This is a genomic window from Promicromonospora sp. NPDC050249 (assembly GCF_040656015.1).
Taxonomy (GTDB): Bacteria; Actinomycetota; Actinomycetes; order Actinomycetales; family Cellulomonadaceae; genus Promicromonospora.
The window spans coordinates 25,378-49,646 of record NZ_JBFAKY010000004.1 but is presented as its reverse complement, the minus strand read 5'-3'; the positions used below and the strand labels follow the sequence as shown (position 1 = coordinate 49,646).

Genomic DNA, 24,269 nt, shown 5'->3' with positions numbered 1-24,269 from the left:
GTCCGCCCGCCGGGTGAAGCTTGCCCCACAGGGATGTGTTGCTGTGCGTAGACATCGTCTACTCGTAGCAACACATCCCCGCTGGGCAGGCTCCGACGCTCGGCCGGCCAGGTGCGCGGTGGGCCGGGTGTTACTGGCGAGGGAACGACCCGACGCCCCCGTAGCTCGTCCAGGTGCCGTCCTCGCTGATGCTCACGGCCATTCCCTGGTACCCGTACGTCGTGTTGGCGCGCTGGGCGGCCGCTTCCTCCGCCGTCAACAGGCCCGCGTCGACGACCTCCTGCCACGCCTCGCCTGAGTCGGCGAACTCCTCCAGCGCGACGCGCGGCCACACGACGGGCTCGGGCTGTCCCGCGTCCGTCTGGCCGGTGAGGAGCGCGCCGGTGGTACCGCCCAGCAGAGCAGCCAGCGTCCGGTACGGCAGCGCAGCGGTCTCAGGAAGCGCGAAGGTGTCCTCCGGAGCCTCCAAGGGGAGCATCAGCTCGGCGCCGGATGCCGTCGCCAGCTCGATCAGCTTCCCGGAGTCACAGGCAAGAGCCGCGTCCAGAATGGCATCGGCGGTGTCCGTCGCGGCGTCGCTCGGCGAGCTCAGCGGGTCGTCGGCGACGTCGAGCCCGCTTGCCGAACAGTCCCCGGCCAGATCCACGTCATCAACACCGGCCGAGGGCGCGAGCACCGCCGAGAACCAGGCCACACCGTCGGGCAGGGTCTGCCCGAACGGCACCTGGAAGTCGACCGCCCCGCGGCTGATGCCGGGAGCGCCGAGGGGCAGCACGGTCTCCGTACCGTCGCAGACGACCTCACCGGACCTGAACGCCTGGCCGGTCGACTCCTCCAGCACCTCGAACGGCACGGTGTCTGTCGGGTTGGTGCTCTCGCACTGAGCGGTGACGGACACTGCGGGCGCCGGCAGATGGCGCCGGTACGTCATGCTCGCCGTGACCCACTCGGTGGAGCGGTCCAGCTCGAACCGTGAGATCTCACCGGGCACCGGCTCCGGAGGCTCGATCGTCGACTCTCCGCCCCTGGCCCCGGTGGGGCTGTGCGCCCCGGCGGCGTCGATGTGGACCGCGACCGGTTCGCTCACCACCGTGGCCAGCTCGCCGGAGCCGTCCGGGTGGGATCCGTCGTGCGGGAAGCCGACCACCCGCACGTCGTAGTCGCCCTCGGGCAGACGGGCCTCGAAGACCGGATCGTCACCGGTCCTGGTCGGAGCGCAGGTCGAAGCCTCAGCGCCGTGCGCCTCGAGGTAGGCCCCCGTGTCGGAACTGATCAGCGGCACGGGACTGGGCCCTCCGGGAGGACCGGCGAACACGTCGGGCCCGAGGTCCACCACCTTGCCGTCCTGGCTCCACACCAGGGCGAGGGAGGAGTCGAGCGCACCCGGTCCCGGCCCCTCCTCGATCGCCGCCGCCATCCGCCACGACGTCGAAGGCTCGCCCCCCAGATCCGTCGTCCGGGCGTAGATGTCACCGGCCGGCGCCACCGACCAGCCAGGCGCCGTCGTCTCCAGATCGGCCACCGGCATGCCGCACGTCAGGTCGGTCCAGTCGAGCCAGGGCGGCTGGTACCCGTCCTTGACCTTGAAGTCCGGCGTGTCCGCCTTCACCGGAGAGGACGTCGGCGGGGAGGAGGCCGAGGGCGACCCCGGCAGCAGCTCCGACTGGTCCGGGGCAGCTGGCGCGAGCTGCCCCGCCCCGAGCACCAGCGCGCCCGCCAGGGCAAGAGCGCCACCGCCGAGCCCGCCCAGCTTCGCCGTCCGACGACGCCGCACCCGCTTGCTCATCACCGACATCACCGCGGCAGGGCCCGTGGGAGACGCCGGGTCCACCCCGCCCGCCATCGCGCCGAACGTCTGCTTCAGGAGATCGGCCTCCGCCGGATCCTCCCAGCCGTGGTCCTGGCCCCGGCCGTCGTCGTGCTGGTTCATCGCAATGCTCCTTCTGCCGTGGCCGATCCAGCGGCCGATCCAGCCGGTTCCAGCACGTCCCGCAGGACGCGCATCGCGTCATGAAGGTGGCGCTTGACCGTGCCCGGTGCGTTCCCGAGCGTCTCCGCCACCTGGTCGATGGTCATGTCCTCGAAATAGCGCAGCACCACGCACGCCCGCTGCCGGGGCGAGAGCCGCGCGAGCGCCAGCACCACGTCGGCCCGGGCGGTGATGCCCGAGTCGGGAAACTTCACCCGGTCGTCGGTGGCGACCCGCGGCTCGATGTCCGCCCACCTCTTCCGGCGGCGCCAGCCGTCCAGGTAGAGGTTCAGCACCATGCGGCGCACGTACGCCTCGGCGAACTCGACGGCCTGCCGCTGGGGCCGGCCCTGCTGCTCGTCCAGCGACACCGTGTGCATGCCCGACGCCGCAGCGCCACGCCGACCGCCCGGCCGCACCAGGCGGGAGCAGTACCTGACCAATGCCTCCTGTACCAGGTCCTCGGCCTGCCGCACATCGCCGCACAACGTGTACGCGTACCCGACGAGCACGCTGCCGCGCTGTGCGGCAAGCGTCTCCAGGTCTTCGTGCCAGCCCATTGCCGGCTCCTTCCTGCTGTCCTGACCGTATCGACGAACCAACCCGCCCCCGGGTTGGGGCAGTTCGACATCGGATTCCTGTCGGTGCGCGAGCAGGCGGGTCAGGATAGGTAGATGGCCAGCACCACCGACGACGTCGGGCAGCCCATCACGACGTACCCCCTCCGGTTCCGGTCGGCCGAGGCTCGCGGCGCCCGGATCGGCCGGCCGCTGCGGCTGTTCGCACGGGTGCGCGGCGTAGACGGGGCACTGCTGGACCGGATCGGCCGCGCCTTCTTCGAGCAGGACGACGCCGGGGCGGCGCTCGCCGCGGCGATGCGGCTCCCCGCGAGGGCTCCTGGACGGGTGACCCACAAGCAGCTCCGGGACGCGCTCGCGGGAGGGGCCTCCGAGCCCGGCCCCCAACCCGGTGGTGCTGGGTGCGGTCCCTTGCACGGCACCGATGCTGAGTTCGGTCCGTTGCCTCGAGATCGGTCGATCAACCGACCGATCTCAGAGCAGAGGACCGATGTCGGTCGGGCACCTCAGCAAAGGGCCGAAGTCGGCGGCGACGTTCAGGGTTCCGGCCCCAGCACGCTCGTGCCGGACCCCCTGCGCCACCTCCTCGACGAGGTCACCACCGTGCCCGACTGGGTCGACTGGGACCTGGTCGAGGAGGGTGCAGCCGTACAGCGAAGGCTCGGGCAGAACTCGGACGACGTGCTGCTCCAGCTCTCCCTCGTCGGCGGGTACCGGTTCGGCGGCCCGACCGACCTGCTCGCGGCGACCGGCGCCCTGACCGGTGGGGCGCTGCGGCGGCTCCGGGAGACGCAGGAGTGGACGGTCGGGCTGTCCGAACCCGGAGCGCTGCGGCCGTACGCCCCCGCCTGGCGCGCCACCGTGCACGTCCGTGTGATGCACGCCCTGGTGAACTCGTCGTTCGCGGACCCGGACCGGCAGGACCACTGGGACACCGCACGCTGGGGCCTGCCGATCAACCAGGCGGACCAGGCAGCGACGCTCGGGCTGTTCGACGGCACCCTGATCCTCGGGTGCCGGGCGCTCGGGGTGCCCGTCCCGCCGTCGGACAGCCGGGCCCTGATGCACCTGTGGAAGTGGGTGGGGCACCTGCTGGGCGTGCACCCGGACTTCCTGGTCGACGACGAGTGGGAGCGGCACCGCCTCAACTACCACGTGCTGCTCGCCCAGGCCGGGATCTCCGAGGCAGGGCCGCATCTCGCCCGGGCGGTGGTGGCCGCGCAGGCCGAGCGGACGTATCGCGGGCCGTCCTGGTGGCAGCCCTTCCGGGCGGGGTTCGAGCGCGAACGGCTGCTGTCGATGCTGACGGCGTTCCTCGGGGTGCGCAGCATGCGCGAGCTTGGCCTGCCGCTGCGCCCGCCGTGGGCGCACGCGTACGTGCTGCCGCTCAACACGTTGCGGTACCGCGTGCTTGGCCGCACCCGCCGGGGCCGGGAACGTCTCGACCGCTGGGGCCGACGCCGGAGCGGCGCGATCCTGGCGAGCTACGGGTCGGGCTCCCGGACCGCCCGGGGGCCCGACCCGCTGGTCAGGGCAGGGTGACCGGGTAGGGGGTGCTGTAGGCGAGCTCGAAGGCGTCGTTGTCGACCAGCCGGTAGGGCACCGCGTACACCACCTCGTACTCGCCCGCCGGCAACGGAGTCAGGTACTCCTCCGGGAAGACGTCTACCCGCTCGCCGCAGGTCGAGACGTCGTCGAGCACCAACGAATAGCTGGTCGCGACCTGCCAGGTCTGGCCGGGCGAAGTCGCCTCGTACGTGACGGAGTTGCCGTTCTCGTCCTCACGCTGCTCGGTGGCGCCCCACCAGGCCACGTCCCGCTGACCCCAGCTGGTGCTCACCAGGCGGCCGTGCTGGAAGAGCAGGTACTCCACGTCGCCGCCGACCGCCAGCTCGTACGACTCGCCCGCCACCTCGGTGATCGTGAACCCGGACGTGACCCGCAGGTCCGTCGGCGAGTCGTTCGGCTCCAGCGTGAACCGCACGGGTTCCGTCGGCAGGTCCCCGATCGGCACACCGCACCCGATCGGCGGGGCCTCGAGCGCCCACGACAGGTAGCCCTCGTCGAAGGGTTCGAACGGCGGCCACGCGATCTCGGGTGCCTCCGGCTCCTCGGACCCGTCCGCCCCCGGCTCCGTCGCCACCGCCGACGCGCTGGCATCCGGCTCCGGCTCCACCACCGGGACGCCCGACGGCGACGGGCTCGGCGACGCGGACGGGCTGCTGGACGGCTTCGGTGACATACGCGTCGTCGGGATCTCCGACGGCACCGGACCGAGGTCGCTGGCGTGCACGGTGGGGCGGCCGGGCAGCGGCTCGGACCGGTTCCACGTGCTCGCCTGCGCCGCGCTGAAGGCGAGCGCACCGACGACGGCCGCTGTGCTGAGCCCCACCACGCCGGCCTTCGCGATGCGCCAGGTCCGCACCCTGCGCCGCAGGAACCCGAGGTTCTGCTCCGGGGCGCTGGGGACGCCGAGGGGTGTGGCGCCGTCGACAAGTGCGCCGATGGTCTGCCGCAGGACGTCCCCGGCGGGACCGAGGCCGTCGCCGGACGCGAGATCGTCGTGCTCGTTCACAGGAGCCCTCCTTCCGGCACGAGGACGCCCCGCAGGGCGCGGATCCCGTCGGCCAGGTGTCGCTTGATGGTGCCCTGCGAGATGCCCAGCGTGGTCGCGATCTGAGGCACGGTCAGGTCGTCGTAGAAGCGGAGCACCACGCACGCGCGCTGGCGTGGGCTCAGGCCGCGCAGCGCGGCGGTCACATCGGCGCGGGCGGTGATGTCCGACGCCGGGGCCTTCACCTCGTCCGCCGTCGCCACCGTGGGCCGGGCCTTGCGCCAGAGCGCGAACCGCCGGGTCTCGTCGAGGTAGAGGTTGAGCATCGTCCGGCGGACGTACGCCTCGATGCCCGCGTGGCTCCCGCCGTCGTGCAGGGGAAACTCCGTGTACCCCTCGGTGCCGGCCGCCTCGGGGCGGCGGAACCGCCGGAAGACGCGGACCAGGGCGTCCTGCACGAGGTCCTCCGCCGTGCGTACGTCACCGGTCAGCGCGTACCCGTAGCCCACGAGGGCCCGCCCCCGGCTCCTGACGAGCTCGGTGAGCTCGTCGTCCCAGCGACTGGTCATCACGCGTTCCTGCCCTGGTCCCGTCGGACCGCCTGCCTCGTCACATGCCCATCCCCTCGCCGGCGGCCCTGTGCCCCGCTCCTACCTACATACGAGCGGGGCACAGGAAACGTTGGGACAGCGAGCGATTCAACAAAGACGGCGGCGAAAGAACGGCGGCGAACTCAGAAGTCGATCAGCCTGATGGGGTCGGCGCATCCGCCGCCGTTGACGACGTGCCAGTCCAGGGCGTCCCGCGTCTGGGGCCCGTATTCGCCGTCAGCGGTGATTCCTTCATCGACCTGGGCGCGCCACAAAGCATCCTCGGTCCGATCGCCGAAGACGCCGTCCGGAACGAGGTTCTCGCCGTAGCACCGGTTGAGAGTCCGCTGAAGGCTCTCCACCGAGTCGCGTCGAGACAGGCCTTTGACCAGGTAGCAGTCCGACGACGAGACGTCAGGGATGTGCAGGATCCAGGTGACGCTGATGTTCGGGCCGTAGTTCCCGGTACCCGTGCACCATGCCACCGGCGTGTTGTTCTTCGTCTCGGCTGTATCGGCCGCACTCACCCGAGGCGTCGGAAGCTCCACCGCACCTGCCTGAGGCACCGTCAGGGCGAAAGCACCAAGCACCAGGGCCAGCCCCGAGAACCCCGACATCACTCGTGAGAGCTTCCCCATCTTTCCCCGATTCGCCTGAGGTGTGATGACGAGAAGAGCCAGACCGGCGTCGAACCCCGCTCAGCCGTTTCCAGATCATACTGAGCCACCGGACAAACAGGTCAAGGAATCGATCGGCCCCTCCGGAAATATCACCCTCTGCATGCGCATCGTGTCAGCCATTCCTGTGCCCCGCTCTCACGTACGTGCGAGCGGGGCACAGGACATATCGGTGCACGATCCGGGCTGGATCAGGGTGTCGCGGAGTAGTACCTCCAGGCCCCGGACTCGTCGATGGCGATCCGCATCCCGGTGTAGCCCATCAGCTCGTCGGCGCGCTGGGCGTCGGCCTGCTCCTGGGTAGCCAGGCCCGCGTCGACCACCTCCTGCCACGCGTCGTCGGAGTCACGGAACTCCTCGGCGACGACCCGCGGCCAGACGACGTTCTGGTTGCCCGCGTCCCCGCCGACGAACGCGCCGCCGGTCCCCGCCAGCAGGGCGACCAGCGTGCGGTAGTGCTGCAGGTCGCCCTCCGGCAGGGCGAAGACCTGCTCGGCAGGCTCTCCGGTGACCATCAGCTCCGTGGGGTACTGCGTGGCCAGCTCGACCATCCGGCCGGAGTCGCAGGCCAAGGCCGCCTCGACGATCGCCTGTGCGGTCGCGCTCGCGCCCGCACTCGGGGAGCGGCTCGGGTCGTACGCCATGGTGAGGCCGTCGGCCGAGCAGCCGGCCGCGGAGTCGCCGCCGTCGCCCGGGGCGAGGACCGCCCAGAGGCGGGCGACGCCGTCCGGGACGTCCGTCAGGCGGACGTCCACGGACTCCTCGGCGCCGCCGACCACGGGCTCCGACTCGAACGTCGAACCGTCGCACGGCACCTTGCCGGTCCCGAACACCCCGCTCGAGGGTGTGTACAGCTCGTACGTGACGGTGTCCGTAGGGTCGGTGCTCTCGCACTGCGCGGTGACCGTCGGTGTTCCGGTCGTCACGTATCCGCGCCGTGTCAGCTCCGCGGTGACCCAGTCGGTGCTCCGGTCGAGCACGAACCGGGAGAGCTCGCCCTCGGCGGGCTCCGGCGGCTCGATCGTCGCGCTGCCGCCGCGCGTCCCCGTCGCGGTGTGCGCGCCGTCGGCGTCGAGGCGGACCGCGACCGGTTGGCTCACCGCCATTGCCCACTGGCCGGCGGCGACCTCCGGAAGGGCGACCACCCGCACCTCGTAGCTCCCCTCGGGAAGACGCGTCTCGAAGATGTCGTTCGCCTCCGTCTCGGTGGGCGCACACGTGGTGAACGCGGCTCCCTGAGCCTCGACGACGCCCTCGGCGGAACCGAGAAGCGGCTCGATCTGCCCCTGGGCCCCGAAGACGTTCGTACCGAAGTCCACCACCACGCCGTCCTGGCTCCAGACCAGGATCGGGGCCACGTCGAGCGATCCGTCGCCCTCGGAGACGGTCGCCGGCATACCCCAGGCCGTCGAGGGCGTACCCCCCAGATCCGAGGTCAGCCCGTAGATGTCACCCGCCGACGCCACCGACCAGCCGGCCGCCGTCGTCTCCAGGTCCGCCACGGGCATGCCGCACTCCAGCCCGGCACCCAGGTCCCGGATCCAGGGAGGTTGGTACCCGTCCCGGATGACACCCGAGGCCGTGGGCCCCGACGGGATCGGGTCCGGCATCTGCGTCGCGGCCGTGGGCCCCGACGGGTCCGGGCCCACGAACGCGTTCTGGGACTGCCCCGGAAGCACCTGATCGTCGCTCCTCAGCAGCGGCGTCTGGGTCGCGCCGAAGGCGATCCCGCCCACCAGCACGAGGCTGACGCCGGCGAGGCTGCCGATCTTGGCGGCGCGACGGCGCCGCACGCGGTCACGCACCACTCCGAATGAGATGTGCAGGTCGTCCACCTCCCCACCGGGGATCTTGTCGGCGGCGTCACGGAGCGCGCCGCTCAGGAAGTCGTTGTCGTCGCTCCAGCTGTCGTTACGGTCGATGTTCATCGGGCAGCCCTCCCTTCGGCGGGTCGGAAGTCGTCGGGGCGCAGGTACTCCTGCATGTTCTTCGTGGCATCAGACAGGTACCGCTTGACAGTTCCCTGGGCGGTACCCAGGACGTCCGCGATCTGCGGCACCGTCATGTCCTCGAAGTAGCGGAGCACCACACAGGCTCGCTCGCGAGCGCCGAGCCGTGCGAGGGCCGCCATGACGTCGATGCGCGCCGAGGCGGCCTGGTCGGCACCGCGGGTGCTGGGGTCGTCGGCGAGGAGGTGCTTGATGCCCGTCCAGCGCTGCCGCTTGCGGTAGCCGTCCAGGTAGATCGTGAGCACCGCCCGCCGCACATAGCCCTCGGCGTTCGTGAACGGGGAGTCGAGGTCGTGCGCCCGGCTGCCCTGGGGCACGCCCACCGCCCCGGAGACGCCGGGCGTGCCGCGCAGCCTCGAGTAGACCTTGACCAGCGCGTCCTGGACCAGGTCCTCGGCGAGCGCGCGGTCGCCCGAGAGCATGTAGGCGTAGCGGACGAGCGCGCTGCCGCGCACTCGCATGAGCTCATCGAGCTCGCTCTCCCATACCGCCATGGCCACCACCCCGGTGCGTCAGTACTGTCATCGTCTCCACACCCACCATGACGCGCCGCGAGAGGGTTTCGTTGGTCGTTCGCCGGCGGTCAGTTCCCGGGGAAGTACGAGTACCCCAGCCCCGCCGACACGAGCTGCCGCGCGCCGCCCGAGCCCGGGTCGAGCTCGGTGAGCGCGTGCAGGTCGTACATCCCTGCCGGTAGCCCGGCCTCCGGGTCCGTGAGGCACGTCCGGTCGGGTTCGACCGGCACGACGACGGAGGTCTTGCCGTTCGCACCGACCCGCAGATTCTCCACGGGTTCGGACCAGACGTCGCGGCCGACGCCGATCACGCGCCCCTCGGCGAGCCAGACGAGCGTGATCGGCGTCCGGGTCGTGTCGACGGCCTCGCCCTCGGTCTCGGTGAACGTGACCGCCACCTCGTCGCCGATCTCACCGCCGTCCAGGTCGGTCGTGACCTCCAGCGTCAGGCCGGACCGCTGCGAGGGCACCGTCCAGGCGCCCGGGATGTCCGACACGTTGGCCCCGCAAGCCAGCCTTGTTCCATCCAGCCAGGGCGGCTGGTCGCCGTCCTGGATGCCGACGCTCAGCGGCGGCAGGGCCGGCACCTCGAGCGCGGGGACCTCCATGGTGACCGGGTCGCTCACGGCCAGGTCGGTCTCACCGTCCCCGTCGCCCCACCACATCACCGCGTACACGTCGTACGTGCCGGCCGGTCGCTGGTCCCGGTAGTTCTCGTGCAGGTCAGAGACCGTCCACGCGCCACACGCGGTGGCGGCGCCCGCCTCGGCGACGCCGACCGCGGACTCGCCGGGGCCCGGCAGCGTGTACCCGCCCTCGTTCCAGCCCCCGCCGATGTCGGTCACCAGGCCGTTCCGCGCGAAGACCAGCTGGGGGTACCCACCGTCGAGAGCCGGGCCTTCGGCGTCGGGCCGGGAGATCCTGATGGGCGCTGCCAGATAGTCGTCGGGGAGCTCGTCGCCACCAGGCACGAGCTCGATGTCGCCGGTCAGCTCCAGGCGCACGGCATCCGACGACGACGTCAGGTCCGTCACCTCCATACCGCAGTGGAACTGCTCCCCCTGCGTCTGCCAGCCGGTGGGTACCCAGCCGCCGACCGGCACGCTCGACACCCCGGGGCTCGGCGTGGCCGGCGGCACCGGCTCCGACAGGAAGCGGTCAGGCCCCCACAGCGCTGCGACGGCCAGCAGGCCCGCCACCACCAGCGTGGCCCCACCGAGGGCGCCGACCTTGACGGCGCGACGACGCCGGACCGAACCCGACACGGCGCCGAGCCGGTCCTCGAACGAGGTCTCCATCTCCGGCGCGTTCATCTCCGCGAGCGACGTACGCAGCAGCTCCATCGCGTTGGACAGGTGCCGCTTGACGGTGCCGGGGCTCGTCCCGAGCGTCTGCGCGATCTGGGGCACCGTCATGTCCTCGAAGAACCGCAGCACCACCGACTCGCGCTGTCGCGGGGACAGGCGCGCGAGCGCCAGGCCGACGTCGACCCGTGCTGTCGCGGCGCGCTCCGCCGCTGGCGCGAAGGAGTCGTCGGCGAGCAGGTGCTTGATGCCCGTCCAGCTGCTCTGACGCCGGTAGCCGTCCAGGTAGATGGTCAGGATCGCCCGCCGCACGTAGGCCTCCGCGTTGGTCAGGCGCGGCTCGTCCTGGTCCAGACGCATGCTGTTTCCGCCCTCACCGCTGTCCGCCGGACGGCGCAGGCGCGAGAACACCTTGACCAGCGCGTCCTGCACCAGGTCCTCCGCTCGCGGCACGTCACGCGTCAGCGTGTACGCGTAGCCGATGAGCGCTCGGCTGCGCCGTGCCATGAGCTCTTCGAGCTCCGTCTCCCACTGCGCCATGTCGGACGCCCCCTCTCCCTCTTCATGCTCCCTGACGGGTGGCGGCGGCAAAACGATGACGGGAGCGGCGAGATGGGTGGTCCGGGTCGCCGGGTGGTCCGGACGCGGCTAGACACAGTCGGCGGGGGCTTCCGGGCGTCGGCAGAAGTCGTCGTCCCCCTCGTAGAAGGACTCCCAGCGGGGGCTGTACATGGCGCTGATGTGGAGCCGCCAGCCCGTGTACCTGCCGGCTTCCCGGTCCTCGGCAGCCTGCTCCGGGGTGATCGCTCCGGCATCGATCGCCTCCTGCCAGGCCGCGTCGTCATCGCCCCACCTGTGGATCTGGGCCACACGCGGCCAGGTCCACTCCTTGCTGTTGATCCGTACCGGCCGGGTCTCGGTCAGGAGCCGGGCGACCGTGCCGTAAGGCGCCCGGCCGTCGGCCTCGGGGAGCGCGAACACGTCGTTCACGTTCGGCGAGCCGGGCTCCGGGAAGGGCACCATGGACGTCCCCCCGCCGAGCTCGGCGAGCCGGTTCTCGTCGCAGGTGGTGACCGCCTCGAGCAGCTGGTTGGCGACGGCCTGCACCGGCTCCTCCAGGTTGGGCGCCTGCATGTCCTGGCCGACGTAGGCCGCACCGCTGCAGTCGTCCGCCGGCGCGGCGAAGGTCGGCGCCGGGGGTACGCCCGACTCCAGGTCCACGGTGATCGGGTCGCTGATGTGAAGGGCAACGTCGCCGGCCTCCGCCCCGCTGCCGCTGACGCCGTCCAGCACCACACGCAGCTCGTAGCGGGCACCGGGGCGCACGTTGTCGTACCGCTCAGGGAAGCCGCCGTCCTGAAGGGTGTCGGCACGGCAGGCCGACGAACTGCCGGCGAGCGCCGAGCCGCTCCAGGAACCCTGCTCGGACAGGATTCGTGAGATGTCCGGATCGGCCTCGGACCAGGCGGTGGTGAGATCGACGATGCGCCCGTCATGTGCCCACACGATCACCGGGCTGGTGATGAAGTACGAAGGGTCCGACACGTCTGCGGGTACCGCTCCCTCGACCGTCACCGGGAGCGCCCAGGAGCTGGTCTCACCCCGAGCTTCGGTCGTGAGGTCACCGGCGATCTCGACGTCGAAGGTGCCGGCGTCGAGCGCGTCGAACTCCTCGACCGGCATGCCGCAGTACACGCCCGCTTCGCGTGGCCAGTTGCCCGGCACGTGCCCCTGCGTGTACTCGACCTGGTCGTCCGCCGGCAGCGGCTCCGACCGGATGAACGGCTTGATCGCGTAGGCGCTCCAGGCGAGCGCAACGGCCAGGACCATCGTCGCCCCTGCCAGGGCACCGACCTTCGCGGTCCGACGGCGGCGCACCGCACCCGCCACCGTGTCCACCCGCTCGTCCAGGTCCGTGTCCATGGCCGGCACCGAGACCTCGGCCAGGGCCTCGCGGAGCACCGCCGTCGCGTCGAACAGGTGGCGCTTGACGGTGCCCTGGGTCGTGCCGAGCGCCGCGGCGATCTGCGGCACGGTCAGGTCGTCGAAGAAGCGCATGACCACCGTCTCGCGCTGCCGGGGCGAGAGCCGCTTCAGCGCAACACCGACGTCGACCCGGGCCGTGGCGACCCGGTCCGCCCCTGGGGCGTCGGTGTCGTCGGCCAGGAGGTGCTTGAAGCCGGACCAGGCGCTCCTCCGGCGGTACCCGTCCAGGTAGATCGTCAGGATCGCCCGCCGGACGTACCCCTCGGGGTTGGACGTCTCCGGCCGGTCGAGGTCGAGCCGCGTCGCACCACCGGACGACGGCCGGCGGAGCCGGGAGTAGACCTTGACCAGAGCGTCCTGCACCAGGTCCTCGGCCTGCGCCTTGTCCCGGGTCAGCGAGTACGCGTAACCCACCAGCGCACCGCTGCGCCGCATCACGAGCTCGGTGAGCTCCGCCTCCCACTGCGCCATGTCCGACGCTCCTCTCGTTCCGCTGCCAGTAACGGACGGAGGCAGGGAACCGTTGAGCCCGTACGTCGACGGAACCGATGATTCCCCAACGTGGCCGACGGGACGCGCCGCGCCCCCTTCGAGGCCTAAGGGGGCGTCAGGCCAGCTCGATGCGGTAGCCGCGCTTGACCACCGTGCGGATCAGGTCACGGCGACCCGCCGCCTCGCGGAGGCGCGCGATCGCGACCTCGGCGGCATGCGTGTCCTGCGAGTCGCCCGGCAGCGCGGCGAGCACCTGCTCACGCGGCACGACGTCACCCTCGGCCGCGGCGAGCAGCCGCAGCACCGCAACGCCTGTCGGCGACAGGGGCAGCACCTTTCCGTCCAGCACCGCGACGCGCGCCCGGATCACCAGCGACCCGGCGACGGTGGCCAGGGCGACGGACTCGATGTGCTCGTAGTGACCCACCAGCGCCCGGACGAGCGCCCCGAGCCGCCCGCGCTCGGGCTGCAGGGGCACTATCCCCCGGCTCTCCAGCGGCTGCGCCGTGATCGGCCCGACGGCGGCCGCCACGGTCCCGCCCTCGACGAACCGGGCGCGTACCCGATCGAGCAGCCGCTCCTCCTCGACGGTCCGGAGCCAGGCCTCGGCGCCGGGGGCAGAGGTGAAGACGACGGCGTCGATCTCGCCGTCGGCCAGCGCATGCACCGAGGCGCGCAGCGCCGCCGGATCGGGCGCCGGTCCCCACCGGTAGACCACGAGGCTGGCGACCTGCGCGCCCGCCTTCTCGAACACCTCGTCCAGGCCGTCGGCGCCCGCGCCGTGGTGCTGGATGGCGATCCGCAGACCCTGCACACCCTCGCTGAGCAGCACCTCCGCCACCTCGGCGGACGTCTCGGACTCGGCGACCCAGTCCGCCTGCAGGCCGGCGGCCTGGATGGCGCCGCGAGCCTTGGGACCGCGCGCGACGATCCGGGTCCTGGCGAGCAGCTCGAGGAGCGGCTCGGCGAGCCCGTGCGCGTCGGCGGCCTCGATCCAGGCGCGGAAGCCGATCCCGGTGGTGACCACCAGGACGTCCGGCGGGGCGGAGATGATCGCGCGGGTCGCACCGATCAGGGTCTCGTCGTCGACGTGCGGGATCATGCTCAGCGCCGGCGCGTGCCGGATCGTGGCGCCGCGCCGCTCCAGGGCCGCCGCGAGCTCTGCGGCCCGGCGTTCGGCGGTGACGAGGACCGTCGCGCCGGCCATGACCTGGCCCAGCGTCGGGTGGGTCGCCTGCGCGTGCGCGGGCGCTACGACATCAGACACCGGCACCTGCCAGACGTCGCTCACTCGTACCCTCCAGGAGACCTTCTGCTGCCACGTGGCCTATGACGACGACCGCGGGTGACCGCACCCCGCGAACCGCTGCCACACCGACCGCCTCGTCGAGGCGCGCCCGGGTGACACGCTGCTCCGCGGTGGAACCGTTCTCCACGATCGCCACCGGGGTTGCGGGATCCGCGCCTGCGGCCAGGGACTGCGCCACTATCGCGCCGAGGGACCGCACCCCCATCAGTACGACAAGAGTAGCCGTGGCATCCCGCACGCAGGCCACTGCCGCGTCGTCGAGCGGTCCGGACCGTTCGGACGCGCCGTCCGACCCGGCGGCGCAGTGGCCGGAGACCACGTGAAAGCCCGTGGTGACCCCACGGTGGGTGAGCGGGATACCGGCAAGGCCGGGCACGGCGACGGCGGACGTCACGCCGGGCACCACCTCGACGGGGACACCGGCCGTCACGCAGGCGACAACCTCCTCGCCGCCCCTGCCCAGTACGAACGGGTCGCCGCCCTTGAGCCGCACCACGTGTGCGCCCGCCAGCGCATGTTCCACGAGGATCTCGTTGATGCGTTCCTGCGGCACGGGATGCCGGCCGGGCTCCTTGCCGACGTCGACCACGCGGACGTGCGGCGGGAGCTCGGCGAGGATCTCGACGGGACCCAGCCGGTCCGCGACCACGACGTCCGCCGACTGCAGCGCGCGCCACGCCCGCAGGGTCAGGAGGTCCACGGCTCCGGGCCCGCCCCCGACGAGCGTTACCCGGCCCTTCGTCGAAGCGGCTGTCACGGGAGGCCCACGTGGACCACGCCGTCGCGGATCTCTACCGGGTAGGTCGTGAGGTCCGGCGGCAGGTCTCCCTTGGGGGTCTTGTCCGCCGCGACCAGGCACTCGCCGGTGACCAGGGAGAACACCTGCTTGTAGACCGGGGCGGCCACGGTGGGCACGCCGGCCCGCGTACCGACGATCCCGCGCGACATCACGTGCGCCGCGGAGAACGGGTCGAGGTTCTGGACGGCGTACACCCGCCCGCCCTGCGCCGGGTCCGCCGGGTCCTCCGCGAGGCGGAAGAGCGCCACCTGCACGTCACCGAAGAGCGCTGCCGCGCCGCGCTCGGGAAAGAGGTCGGTGAGCAGGCAGGCCCGCTCCCAGCGGACCGGGGCGTCGGACACCAGGGTCGTACCGGATACCTGTGCTTCTGACACGTCGTCGGAGCTCATGCTCGTACCTCCAGCTTCGGGCCCGCGATGACGACGCCGGACGCGCGCTCCTCCGCCGTCGCGGGGCGGCGCTGGCCGCGCTCCTCGACGTAGGCGAGCGACGGGTCGGCGTCCTTGGGGGCGTTGACGAACGACGAGAACCGGCGCAGCTTCTCCGGGTCCTCGAGCACGGCCTTCCACTCGTCCTCGTAGTTCTCGACGTGGCGGGCCATGGCGGAGTCCAGGTCGGCGCAGATGCCCAGCGAGTCCTCCATGATGACCTCGCGGACACCCTCCAGGCCGCCCTCGACCTCCTCGATCCACGGCGCGGTGCGCTGCAGCCGGTCGGCCGTGCGGACGTAGTACATGAGGAACCGGTCGATGGTGCGCAGGAGCTCCTCGGACGTCAGGTCCTCGGCGAGCAGCTTCGCGTGCCGCGGCGTCTGGCCGCCGTTGCCGCCCACGTAGATGTTCCAGCCCTTGTCCGTGGCGATGACGCCCACGTCCTTGCCGCGCGCCTCGGCGCACTCGCGCGCGCAGCCGGACACGCCCATCTTGAGCTTGTGCGGCGAGCGCAGGCCGCGGTAGCGCAGCTCCAGCTCGACGGCCATGCCCACGGAGTCCTGGACGCCGTAGCGGCACCAGGTCGACCCGACGCACGACTTCACGGTACGCAGCGACTTGCCGTACGCGTGGCCCGACTCGAAGCCGGCGTCGACGAGGCGGCGCCAGATGTCAGGCAGCTGCTCGACGCGGGCGCCGAACATGTCGATGCGCTGGCCACCCGTGATCTTCGTGTACAGCCCGAAGTCCTTGGCGACCTGGCCGACGACGATCAGGCCCTCGGGGGTCACCTCACCCCCGGGCATCCGCGGGACCACCGAGTACGTGCCGTCCTTCTGCAGGTTGGCCAGCATGTGGTCGTTGGTGTCCTGCAGCGTGGACTGCTCGCCGGACAGGATGTGGCCGTTGCCCAGGCTCGCCAGGATCGACGCGACGACCGGCTTGCAGATGTCGCAGCCGCGGCTGTCCGGCTGCCCGAACCGGGCGACGATGTCGCTGAACGAGTGCAGGTCGGCGACCCGGACGGCGTCGAACAGCTGGGCGCGGGACATGTCGAAGTGCTCGCACAGCGCGGTGCTGACCTCGATGCCCGCGCGCTCCAGCTCGGTGTCGACGAGCTTCTTCACCAGCGGCAGGCAGGCGCCGCAGGTCGTGCCGGCCCGGGTGCACGCCTTCACGCCCGGGACGTCGGTGCACTGGTGCTCGGTGACCGCACCGCGGATCGCGCCGGCGGAGACGTTGTTGCAGGAGCAGACGTTCGCCTCGTCGGGCAGCTCCAGGTTCGGAGCGCCGCCGCCACCCTCGGGGAGGAGGAACGCACTCGGGTCGTCGCCGGGCAGCTCGGCGCCGAGCATCGGGCGCAGGCTGGCGTACGGTCCGGCGTCGCCCACGAAGACGCCGCCCAGGAGGGTGCGCGCGTCGTCGGACAGGACGAGCTTCTTGTAGACGCCGGCCACCGGGTCGGCCCAGACGACCTCGACGGCGTCCTCGGTGCGGGCGTGCGCGTCACCGAACGAGGCGACGTCGACCCCCGAGAGCTTGAGCTTGGTCGCGGTGTCCGCGCCGGGGAACTCGGCGAGCCCGCCGAGCAGCCGGTCCACGACCACCTCGGCCATCGTGTTGCCGGGCGCGACGAGGCCGATGCAGCGGCCCTCGATGCAGGCCACCTCGCCCACGGCCCAGATGTGCGGGTCCTCGGTGCGGCACGAGAGGTCGACGACGGCGCCGCCGCGCTCGCCGATCGGCAGGCCCGCGGCGCGGGCGAGCTCGTCCCGGGGGCGAACGCCGGTGGCGACCACCACGACGTCGACGTCGAGCCGGCCGCCGTCGGCGAAGTCGAGCCGGCCCACGTGGCCGGTACGGCGGTGCGGCTTCATCTGGCTGGTCGCGGTCTCGGCGCGCACGCCGATGCCCTTGCCGTTGATGAGGCGCTTGAGCGCCTGACCGCCACCGAGGTCGACCTGCACACCCATCAGGTGGGTGCCGAACTCGATGACGGTGGCCTGTGCGTCCAGCGCGGTGAGCGCGCCGGCTGCCTCCAGGCCGAGCAGGCCGCCGCCGATCACGGCACCGCGGACCGGCTTGCCCTCGGGGTAGCTCTTGCGCTTCTGCTCCACCCAGCCCCGCAGCGCGGCGACGTCGTCGATGGTGCGGTACACGAAGACGCCCGGCAGGTCGTTGCCCGGGATGGGCGGCATCGCGGCGCTGGAGCCGGTGGCGAGCACCAGCTCGTCGTACGTGTGGACGTTGCCGAGGCGGTCGGTAACCGTCTTGGCCTCGCGGTCGATGGAGTCGATCTTGCGGTCGGTGTGCAGGGTGACGTAGGGGTCCGCCCACAGGGCCGGGTCGCCCAGGGCCACGCCCTCTGCGCCGTCCTCGAACCAGCGGGTCAGGCCCACCCGGTCGTAGGGAACGCGGGGCTCTTCCGCGAAGACGGTGACGTGGTAGCGACCGGCGTCGTCCCGGGCGCGCAGGGCCTCGACGAGCCGCTGCGCGACCATGCCGCCGCCGATCACGACGAGGTGCTGAGTATTGCCCGAGTTGACCATGACTTGACCGTAGAGTGCTGGTTTTTCGCGCTGGTGCGCCGGTCGTTACCCGGGCCGAACATCTTCCTCACAGGGCTGTGAGGGAGCCGGTGAGTGCCGCACGCAGAGGGCTCACTCATCCAAGTTTCGGCGAAACTTGGATTGACGGGTCTTGCCTGTTCCACGTCTCGCGCCGCTAACGTGGGGCGGCATGGACATCCGGACCGTGCCCAACCCGCTGGTGCGCGCGGGCGGCCGCTGGCTGCACCGGGTCAACCAGCGGCATCCGTGGAGCCACAACGACCATTTCCACGGCTGGATCCTGCGGCGGCTCCCGGCCCGACGGCGGCGGGCGCTCGACGTCGGCTGCGGCGCCGGCCTCCTGCTGAGCCGGCTGCGGGGACGCTTTGACGAGGTGCTGGGCGTGGACGCCGACGCGGCCATGGCCGCCGTCTCGACCGAGCGGTTCGCCGGCGATCCCACGGTGAGCGTGCGCCACGCCCGGTTCGAGGAGGTCGACGGCGCGTTCGACGCGATCACGATGATCGCTGTGCTGCACCACATGCCGTTGGAGGTCGCTCTGCGGCACGCGTCCGAGCTGCTCGAACCCGGGGGCCGGCTGCTCGTCGTCGGCCTGGTGCGGCCCGACTCGGTGACCGACCTCGTCTGGGAGGTCGCGTCCTCGTTGCTCAACCCGCTGGTCGGGATGGCCAAGCATCCACAGCCGGTCACGGAGCCTGTGGACGACGGCGGCCCCGCGATGCCGGTGCGCGACGCCGCCGAGACGTTCGCGGAGCTCTCCCGGGTCGCGCGCCGGGTGCTGCTGGGTGCACGTATCCGGCGTCGCCTTTTCTTCCGCTACACGCTGGAGTGGACCCGGCCGACGTAGCCCGGGTCCACCCAGCGATCGGGCCCGTACCCATCGTGAGTTCTGGGCCCAATCACTGGGCAGCAGCGGACTTTTGATCCGCGGGTTCGGGGTTCGGCTCACGCCGGCTCCGGGACCGCCTCCTTGCTCTCCTTGAGCCAGTCGACCAGCCCGCACACCGCGTCCTTGCAGGACCCGCAGCCCGTGGTCGCCCGGGTCTCGCGCACGACCTCCTCGACCGTGTGCGCACCCGACCCGCACGACTCCGCGATATCGCCCTTGGTCACGCCGTTGCACCGGCACACCACCGCGTCGTCCGGCATGTGCTCGGGGGACGACGCCGGAGCCGCCGTCTGCATCACCGGCGTCAGCAGGAGGAACGCGGGGTCCATCGGGACCGGCGTGCGGCGTGTGTAGGCGGCGGTGAGGTCGGCCGCGACCCGCGGATCGCCCACGCAGGTGGCGCCCACGAGGATCCCGTCGGACACCACCACCTCGATGTACCGGCCCGCCCTCGGGTCGGCCAGGCGGACCGCCCGCTGCGTCAGGCCGTTCGGGCGCGACGGCCCGCAGACGCCCATCGTGGTGACGCTGAGCGCACCGGCCTTGACCTTCACGACATCGGTCCCCCGCGTGTCGATGCCCCGGTCCGACTGCGCGCGGGACGCGCCGCCCGCCAGCAAGGCGCCCAGCCGTACGGCCATGCTGGGCTGGGCCCCGTCGTGGGGCAGGCGGAGGTGGACGGTCTCGGCAGGGGTCTCGTTCTCGACGGGCTCGACCGGCGCGTTGACCGGCTCGACCAGGGAGACCAGGGTCTCCGCCAGACGACGCGCCTGGTCCCAGCCCTCGGCGACGAGCCCGCGCGAACCGTTCGGCGGCTGCGCGCAGTCGCCGATCGCGTGCACGCGCGGGTCGTCAGGGCTGGCGAGGTCGTAGCCGACGACGATGCCCCGGTCCGTCGACAGCCCCGCCGCCGCGGCGAGGCCGGTCTCGGGGATGGTGCCGACGGAGAAGATGATGAGCCGGGCGGCGACCACCTCGTCGCGCGGGCCCGAGCCCCCGTCGCCGGCCCGGTCCGCGTTGTCCTTGACGCGGATCCCCACCGCCCGGCCGCCCGCGACGAGCACCTCGCTGGACAGGCAGTTCGGCAGTACCGTGACGCCCTGCCCCTCCAGTCCGGACCGGACGACGTCGGCGGCCTCCGGGTCGAGCTGACGCTCCATGAGCGACTGCACGTTGTGGACAAGGGTCACGCTGAGCCCGCGGCCCGCGAGCCCCACGGCGGCCTCGAGCCCCAGCACACCGCCGCCGACCACCACCGCACGCGGCGAGTTGACGGTGGCGGCGACGATCTCGCGGGCGTCGTCGAGGGTGCGCAGCGCATGCACGCCGGCGGGCAGGCCGCCGTCGGCCGTGCGCAGGCCCGGGATCGGCGGGATGCGGGCCGCCGCGCCGGTCGCGAGCACCACGTGGTCGTACGGGTGCGTCGAGCCGTCGTCGGCGGTCACCACCTGTGACTCGCGGTCGATCGAGGTCGCGGTGACGCCCCGCAGGACGCTGACCCTGGCGCCGTCGGGCAGGGGCATGGTGATGGCGGCGACGTCGGTACGGCCAGCCACCACGTCGCTGAGCAGCACCCGGTTGTACGGCTCGTACGGCTCGGAGCCGAGCACTGTGATGTCGAATGCCTCGGGCTCGCGGCGGAGCAGCTCGTCGACGAGCCGCGAGCCGACCATCCCGAAGCCCACCACCACGACCTTCACGGGGACACGTAGGTTCATGTCGAGAGCTCCTTCTGTATGGGACCCCGCCGGCCGACCTTGTCGGGACCCGGTGTCGCCAGGGTCTCGGCAGGCTCGACCAACGGGGTGACAGGCTCGTCCGGGGCCACCGAGACGTCCACGGCGCAGACCTTGAACTCCGGCATGCCGGAGATCGGGTCGGTCGCATCGGTGGTGACCTGGTTGACGGATCCGATGCCGCTCCAGTGGAACGGCATGAAGACGGTGTCGGGGCGGACCGCGTCGGTCCAGCGTGCGGTGGCCTCGACCTGGCCGCGGGAGCTGGTGAGGCGCACGCGGGCGCCGTCGGGCACGCCGATGCGGAAGCCCAGCACCGGGTGCAGCTCGACGTACGGCTCGGCCACGAGGCGCTCCAGCTCCGCGACGCGGTGTGTCTGCGCGCCCGACTGGTAGTGCTGCAGCACCCGGCCGGTGACCAGGTAGAACGGCGCGCCGGGCCGTACCTCGTCGCTCGGCCCGACGTGGTCGACGGCGACCATGCGCGCCCGCCCGTCGGGCGTGGCGAACCGGTCGGCGAAGAGCCGAGGCGTGCCCGGGTGCTGATCCGTGCCGGGCGCCGCTCCGGCGACCTGCGGGTCCGACGGCTCGGAACGGACCGCGGGGACCGGCCAGAACAGGCCCGGGCCGCCGGACGCCTCGTCGGCGTCGAGCCGTGCGTGGGACAGCCCGGAGTAGTCGGCGGGGCCGCCGGCGGAGGCCCTGGCCAGCTCGTCGAACACCACCGCCGGGTCGGTCGGGAAGGCGAGGTCCTCGGGCGCGCCCAGCCGGCGCGCCAGCTCGGCGAGGATCCACAGCTCCGAGCGGGCCTCGCCCGGCGGCGTCACGACGGCGCGACGGCGGATGACCCGGCCCTCGAGCGACGTCATGGTGCCCTCCTCCTCCGCCCACTGCGTCACCGGCAGCACGACGTCGGCCAGCAGCGCCGTCTCGCTCGGGACGAAGTCGCAGACGACGAGGAGGTCGAGGCTCTTCAGGCGGTCGATGACGCGGTTCGCGTTGGGGGCGCTGACCACGAGGTTGGAGCCGTGCACGAGCATCGCGCGCGGGCCCGTCGGCGTTCCGAGGGACCTGAGCAGCTGCACCGCCGGGAGGCCGGGCCCGGGCAGCGTCTCCGGGTCGACGCCCCAGACGGCGGCGACGTGCTCACGTGCCGCCGGGTCGTCGATCTTGCGGTAGCCCGGGAGCTGGTCGGCCTTCTGCCCGTGCTCGCGGCCGCCCTGCCCGTTGCCCTGCCCGGTGATGGCGCCGTAGCCGGAACCGACCCGGCCCGGCAGTCCGAGCGCGAGCGCAAGGTTGATCGACGCCGTGACGGTCGCGGTGCCCTGCGTCGACTGCTCGACGCCGCGGCCGGTCAGCACGTACGCACCGGCGCCGCCGTGGACCGGTGCGGCCGCGGCCAGCAGCCGGGCCACGCGCCGGAGCTCGTCGGCGGGTACACCGGAGACCGACTCGACCCGCTCCGGCCACCAGCCGGCGACCGACCGGGCGACGTCGTCGAACCCGGTGGTGCGCTGCTCGAGGTACGCGCGGTCGGCGAGACCTTCCGCGAGCACCACGTGCAGGAGACCGAGCAGGACCGCGAGGTCCGTGCCCGGCACCGGCGCGAGGTGCACGCCCTCTGCCGGCTGTCCGGTCGAGGGGTCGCCCGTCAGCCGGGCCGTCGCCGACCGCCGCGGGTCGACGACGACGAGCCCGCCCGCCGCCCGCGCCCCGGCGAGGTGCTGCACGGCCGGCGGCATGGTCTCGGCGAGGTTGGAGCCCAGGAGCAGCACCGCCTGCGCGCCCCCGAGGTCGGCCAGCGGGAACGGCAGCCCACGGTCGACGCCGAAGGACCGGTTCATCCCGGCCGCCGCAGAGGCCATGCAGAACCGGCCGTTGTAGTCGATGTTCGGCGTGCGCAGCACGGTCCGCGCGAACTTGCCGAGCGCGTACGCCTTCTCGTTGGTCAGCCCGCCGCCGCCGAAGACCGCTACGGACTCCGGGCCGTGCTCGGCGGCCAGGCCGGCGAGCCGGGACGCGACCAGGTCGAGCGCCGCGTCCCAGCTCACCGGCTCCAGCTCGCCGGACTCGCCCCGGACCAGCGGGGTGACGAGCCGGTCCGAGACCCCGAGCACCGCAGCCGACGTCCACCCCTTCTGGCACAGCCCGCCCCGGTTCGTGGGGAAGTCGCGGGGCTGCACCTCTGGTGCGGCCGTCACGTCCGTGCGGGGCCGCGTCAGCGACATCCCGCACTGCAGCGCGCAGTAGGGGCAGTGTGAGTCGACGGCGGTTCCGGGGGAAGCAAGCATGTTCAGACCCGAGCCTCTGCCATGGCACCGCGTCCGTAGACGAACCAGCACACGGAGGCCATCACGGCATACACCCCGATGAACACCCACAGCGCGGGCACGAGCGACCCGGCCACCGTGGTGGACAGCGCGAACCCGCGCGGGATGAGGAACCCGCCGAACGCGCCGATCGCGCCGGCGATGCCGATGCACCCGGCCGCAGCCTTCGCCGTCGCGCCGCTCACCCGGAAGACCGCTGGGATCATCCGGTAGACCGAGCCGTTGCCCATGCCCGTCGCGACGAACAGGATCAGGAACGAGCCGAAGAACATCGCGAAGCTCCCGGTGCCGAGGGCATAGATCGCGCCCATGGCACCCAGGGCCATCACGCCGAAGGATCCGATGGTCACGGCCACCCCGCCCACGCGGTCGGCGAGGATGCCGCCGAGCGGCCGGGAGACCGACCCGACGAGGGCGCCCATGAACGCGAGCGGGATGGCGACGTCCGGGAACTGGCCCTTGAGCAGCGTCGGGAAGGCTCCCGCGTACCCGATGAACGAGCCGAACGTGCCGATGTAGATGAAGCTGATGATCCACGTGTGCTTGTTCTTCACCGCCACGCCGAACGAGCGGGGGTCCGCCTTCGCCTCGGTGAGGTTGTCCATCCAGCGCCAGGCCAGGAACGCGGCGAGCAGGATGAACGGGATGAAGATGAGCCCGGCCCGGTCGAGCGCGACGCCCGCACCGGTCACGATGACGAGCGGGACCGCGAGCTGCACGGCCGCCGTGCCGATGTTGCCGCCGGCGGCGTTCCAGCCGAGGGCCGCGCCCTTCTCCTTCTCGGGGAAGAAGAACGAGATGTTCGCCATCGAGGACGCGAAGTTGCCGCCGCCAAGGCCCGCGAGCGCCGCGGCGCCGAGCAGCAGGGGGAACGGGGTGGTCGGATCGCTGACGGTCAGCATCAGCGCGCTGATCGGCAGCAGCAGGAGCAGCGCCGAGACGATGGTCCAGTTGCGGCCACCGAACACGGGGACGGCGAACGTGTAGGGGATGCGGAGCGTCGCGCCGACGAGGGCCGGTACGGAGATGAGCCAGAACATCTGGTCGACGGTGAGGTCGAAGCCCGCGGCGGGAAGCTGCGGCACGACGATGGACCACAGGGCCCAGGCGCCGAAGCCGAGGAACTCCGCGAAGATCGAGAGCACGAGGTTCCGGCGGGCGGTCCGGCGTCCGCCGTCCTCCCAGAGGGTCTTGTCCTCGGGGTCCCAGTGGTCGATCCAGCGTCCGGTATACCGCTGGACTGCTGACTTCGGCGCTGCTTCGGTGGCGGTCGAGCTCGTGGGCTCGCTCGCGGCCGAGGTCTGGTCGTCGTGTGTGGTCGGAGTGGACACGTTGTCCTCCTGCATGGGCGTATGCCCGACGACGCCGGGCGCGCCCGGACCGACAAGCGCCGAATCCGGGGCCGGCCCGACGTCGGACCGACAGGTAGGAACCTAGGGAGGCGGTGTTTCATCGCCCGACAAAGAGCAGTTAATCGACCGTAAGGAAGAACGCACAGCGTACCGACTCGCTGTGTGAGGGCGTTGAAGCA

General features: G+C 72.1%; 18 protein-coding genes. 2 read left to right on the top strand and 16 right to left on the bottom strand.

Annotation, left to right across the window (positions count from 1 at the left end; all coding sequences use genetic code 11):
• Positions 1-130 precede the first annotated feature (130 nt).
• Complete coding sequence (locus tag AB0I32_RS04270) at positions 131-1,930, bottom strand: hypothetical protein (RefSeq protein WP_357503219.1); 1,800 nt, start codon at positions 1,928-1,930, stop codon at positions 131-133.
• On the bottom strand, positions 1,927-2,529 hold the full coding sequence (locus AB0I32_RS04265; RefSeq protein WP_357503217.1) for a sigma-70 family RNA polymerase sigma factor: 603 nt from the start codon (positions 2,527-2,529) through the stop codon (positions 1,927-1,929). Before AB0I32_RS04265 ends, AB0I32_RS04270 begins: the two co-directional genes overlap by 4 nt.
• A gap of 114 nt (positions 2,530-2,643) precedes the next feature.
• Between AB0I32_RS04265 and AB0I32_RS04260 the strand changes: the two genes are divergently transcribed.
• Positions 2,644-4,089 (top strand): oxygenase MpaB family protein, encoded by a 1,446-nt coding sequence (locus AB0I32_RS04260; protein WP_357503215.1) that lies wholly within the window; start codon positions 2,644-2,646, stop codon positions 4,087-4,089.
• Here AB0I32_RS04260 and AB0I32_RS04255 read toward each other — a convergent pair.
• The 11 genes from AB0I32_RS04255 to nirB all read right to left on the bottom strand — a co-directional run bounded on the left by AB0I32_RS04255 (position 4,076) and on the right by nirB (position 17,762).
• Positions 4,076-5,122, bottom strand: coding sequence for a hypothetical protein (locus AB0I32_RS04255; RefSeq protein WP_357503213.1), 1,047 nt, complete (start codon positions 5,120-5,122; stop codon positions 4,076-4,078). The two genes, AB0I32_RS04260 and AB0I32_RS04255, sit on opposite strands and share 14 nt — an antisense overlap.
• Complete coding sequence (locus tag AB0I32_RS04250; RefSeq protein ID WP_357503211.1) at positions 5,119-5,670, bottom strand: sigma-70 family RNA polymerase sigma factor; 552 nt, start codon at positions 5,668-5,670, stop codon at positions 5,119-5,121. Before AB0I32_RS04250 ends, AB0I32_RS04255 begins: the two co-directional genes overlap by 4 nt.
• 164 nt (positions 5,671-5,834) lie before the next feature.
• Positions 5,835-6,239: a peptidoglycan-binding domain-containing protein gene (locus AB0I32_RS04245; protein ID WP_357503209.1), complete on the bottom strand. Its 405-nt coding sequence runs from the start codon at positions 6,237-6,239 to the stop codon at positions 5,835-5,837.
• 320 nt (positions 6,240-6,559) lie between these two features.
• Positions 6,560-8,296, bottom strand: a complete 1,737-nt coding sequence (locus AB0I32_RS04240; RefSeq protein ID WP_357503207.1) for a hypothetical protein — start codon at positions 8,294-8,296, stop codon at positions 6,560-6,562.
• Positions 8,293-8,871: a sigma-70 family RNA polymerase sigma factor gene (locus tag AB0I32_RS04235; protein ID WP_357503205.1), complete on the bottom strand. Its 579-nt coding sequence runs from the start codon at positions 8,869-8,871 to the stop codon at positions 8,293-8,295. The genes AB0I32_RS04240 and AB0I32_RS04235 overlap by 4 nt, the downstream gene beginning before the upstream one ends.
• 89 nt (positions 8,872-8,960) lie before the next feature.
• Positions 8,961-10,736, bottom strand: coding sequence for a SigE family RNA polymerase sigma factor (locus tag AB0I32_RS04230; protein WP_357503203.1), 1,776 nt, complete (start codon positions 10,734-10,736; stop codon positions 8,961-8,963).
• A 108-nt stretch (positions 10,737-10,844) separates the two neighbouring features.
• Positions 10,845-12,653 carry a SigE family RNA polymerase sigma factor gene (locus tag AB0I32_RS04225; RefSeq protein WP_357503202.1) on the bottom strand — a complete coding sequence of 603 codons (1,809 nt, stop codon included), beginning with the start codon at positions 12,651-12,653 and terminating at the stop codon, positions 10,845-10,847.
• A 136-nt stretch (positions 12,654-12,789) separates the two neighbouring features.
• On the bottom strand, positions 12,790-13,881 hold the full coding sequence (locus AB0I32_RS04220; protein ID WP_357503515.1) for a uroporphyrinogen-III synthase: 1,092 nt from the start codon (positions 13,879-13,881) through the stop codon (positions 12,790-12,792).
• Positions 13,882-13,933: 52 nt separating this feature from the next.
• Positions 13,934-14,740, bottom strand: a complete 807-nt coding sequence (gene cobA, locus AB0I32_RS04215; RefSeq protein WP_357503200.1) for a uroporphyrinogen-III C-methyltransferase — start codon at positions 14,738-14,740, stop codon at positions 13,934-13,936.
• Positions 14,737-15,171, bottom strand: coding sequence for a nitrite reductase (NAD(P)H) small subunit family protein (locus AB0I32_RS04210; RefSeq protein WP_357503198.1), 435 nt, complete (start codon positions 15,169-15,171; stop codon positions 14,737-14,739). The genes cobA and AB0I32_RS04210 overlap by 4 nt, the downstream gene beginning before the upstream one ends.
• Positions 15,168-17,762, bottom strand: a complete 2,595-nt coding sequence (nirB, locus tag AB0I32_RS04205; protein ID WP_357503196.1) for a nitrite reductase large subunit NirB — start codon at positions 17,760-17,762, stop codon at positions 15,168-15,170. Before nirB ends, AB0I32_RS04210 begins: the two co-directional genes overlap by 4 nt.
• Before the next feature lie 190 nt (positions 17,763-17,952).
• On the opposite strand from nirB, the gene AB0I32_RS04200 reads away from it, so the two are divergent.
• Positions 17,953-18,630 (top strand): methyltransferase domain-containing protein, encoded by a 678-nt coding sequence (locus AB0I32_RS04200; RefSeq protein WP_357503194.1) that lies wholly within the window; start codon positions 17,953-17,955, stop codon positions 18,628-18,630.
• 98 nt (positions 18,631-18,728) lie between these two features.
• Here the strand turns inward: AB0I32_RS04200 and AB0I32_RS04195 are convergent, their stop codons facing one another.
• Genes AB0I32_RS04195 through AB0I32_RS04185 form a run of 3 tightly spaced genes read right to left on the bottom strand, consistent with a single transcriptional unit; the run spans position 18,729 to position 24,069 of the window.
• A complete protein-coding gene (locus AB0I32_RS04195; RefSeq protein ID WP_357503192.1) occupies positions 18,729-20,390 on the bottom strand; it encodes an FAD-dependent oxidoreductase in 1,662 nt (553 codons plus the stop codon).
• Entirely contained in the window at positions 20,387-22,699 is a 2,313-nt protein-coding gene (locus AB0I32_RS04190; protein ID WP_357503190.1) for a molybdopterin oxidoreductase family protein, read from the bottom strand. Before AB0I32_RS04190 ends, AB0I32_RS04195 begins: the two co-directional genes overlap by 4 nt.
• Positions 22,700-22,701: 2 nt before the next feature.
• The gene (locus tag AB0I32_RS04185) at positions 22,702-24,069 is read right to left on the bottom strand and encodes an MFS transporter (RefSeq protein WP_357503188.1); all 1,368 of its coding nucleotides are present in this window, start codon (positions 24,067-24,069) and stop codon (positions 22,702-22,704) included.
• Positions 24,070-24,269: the final 200 nt, after the last annotated feature.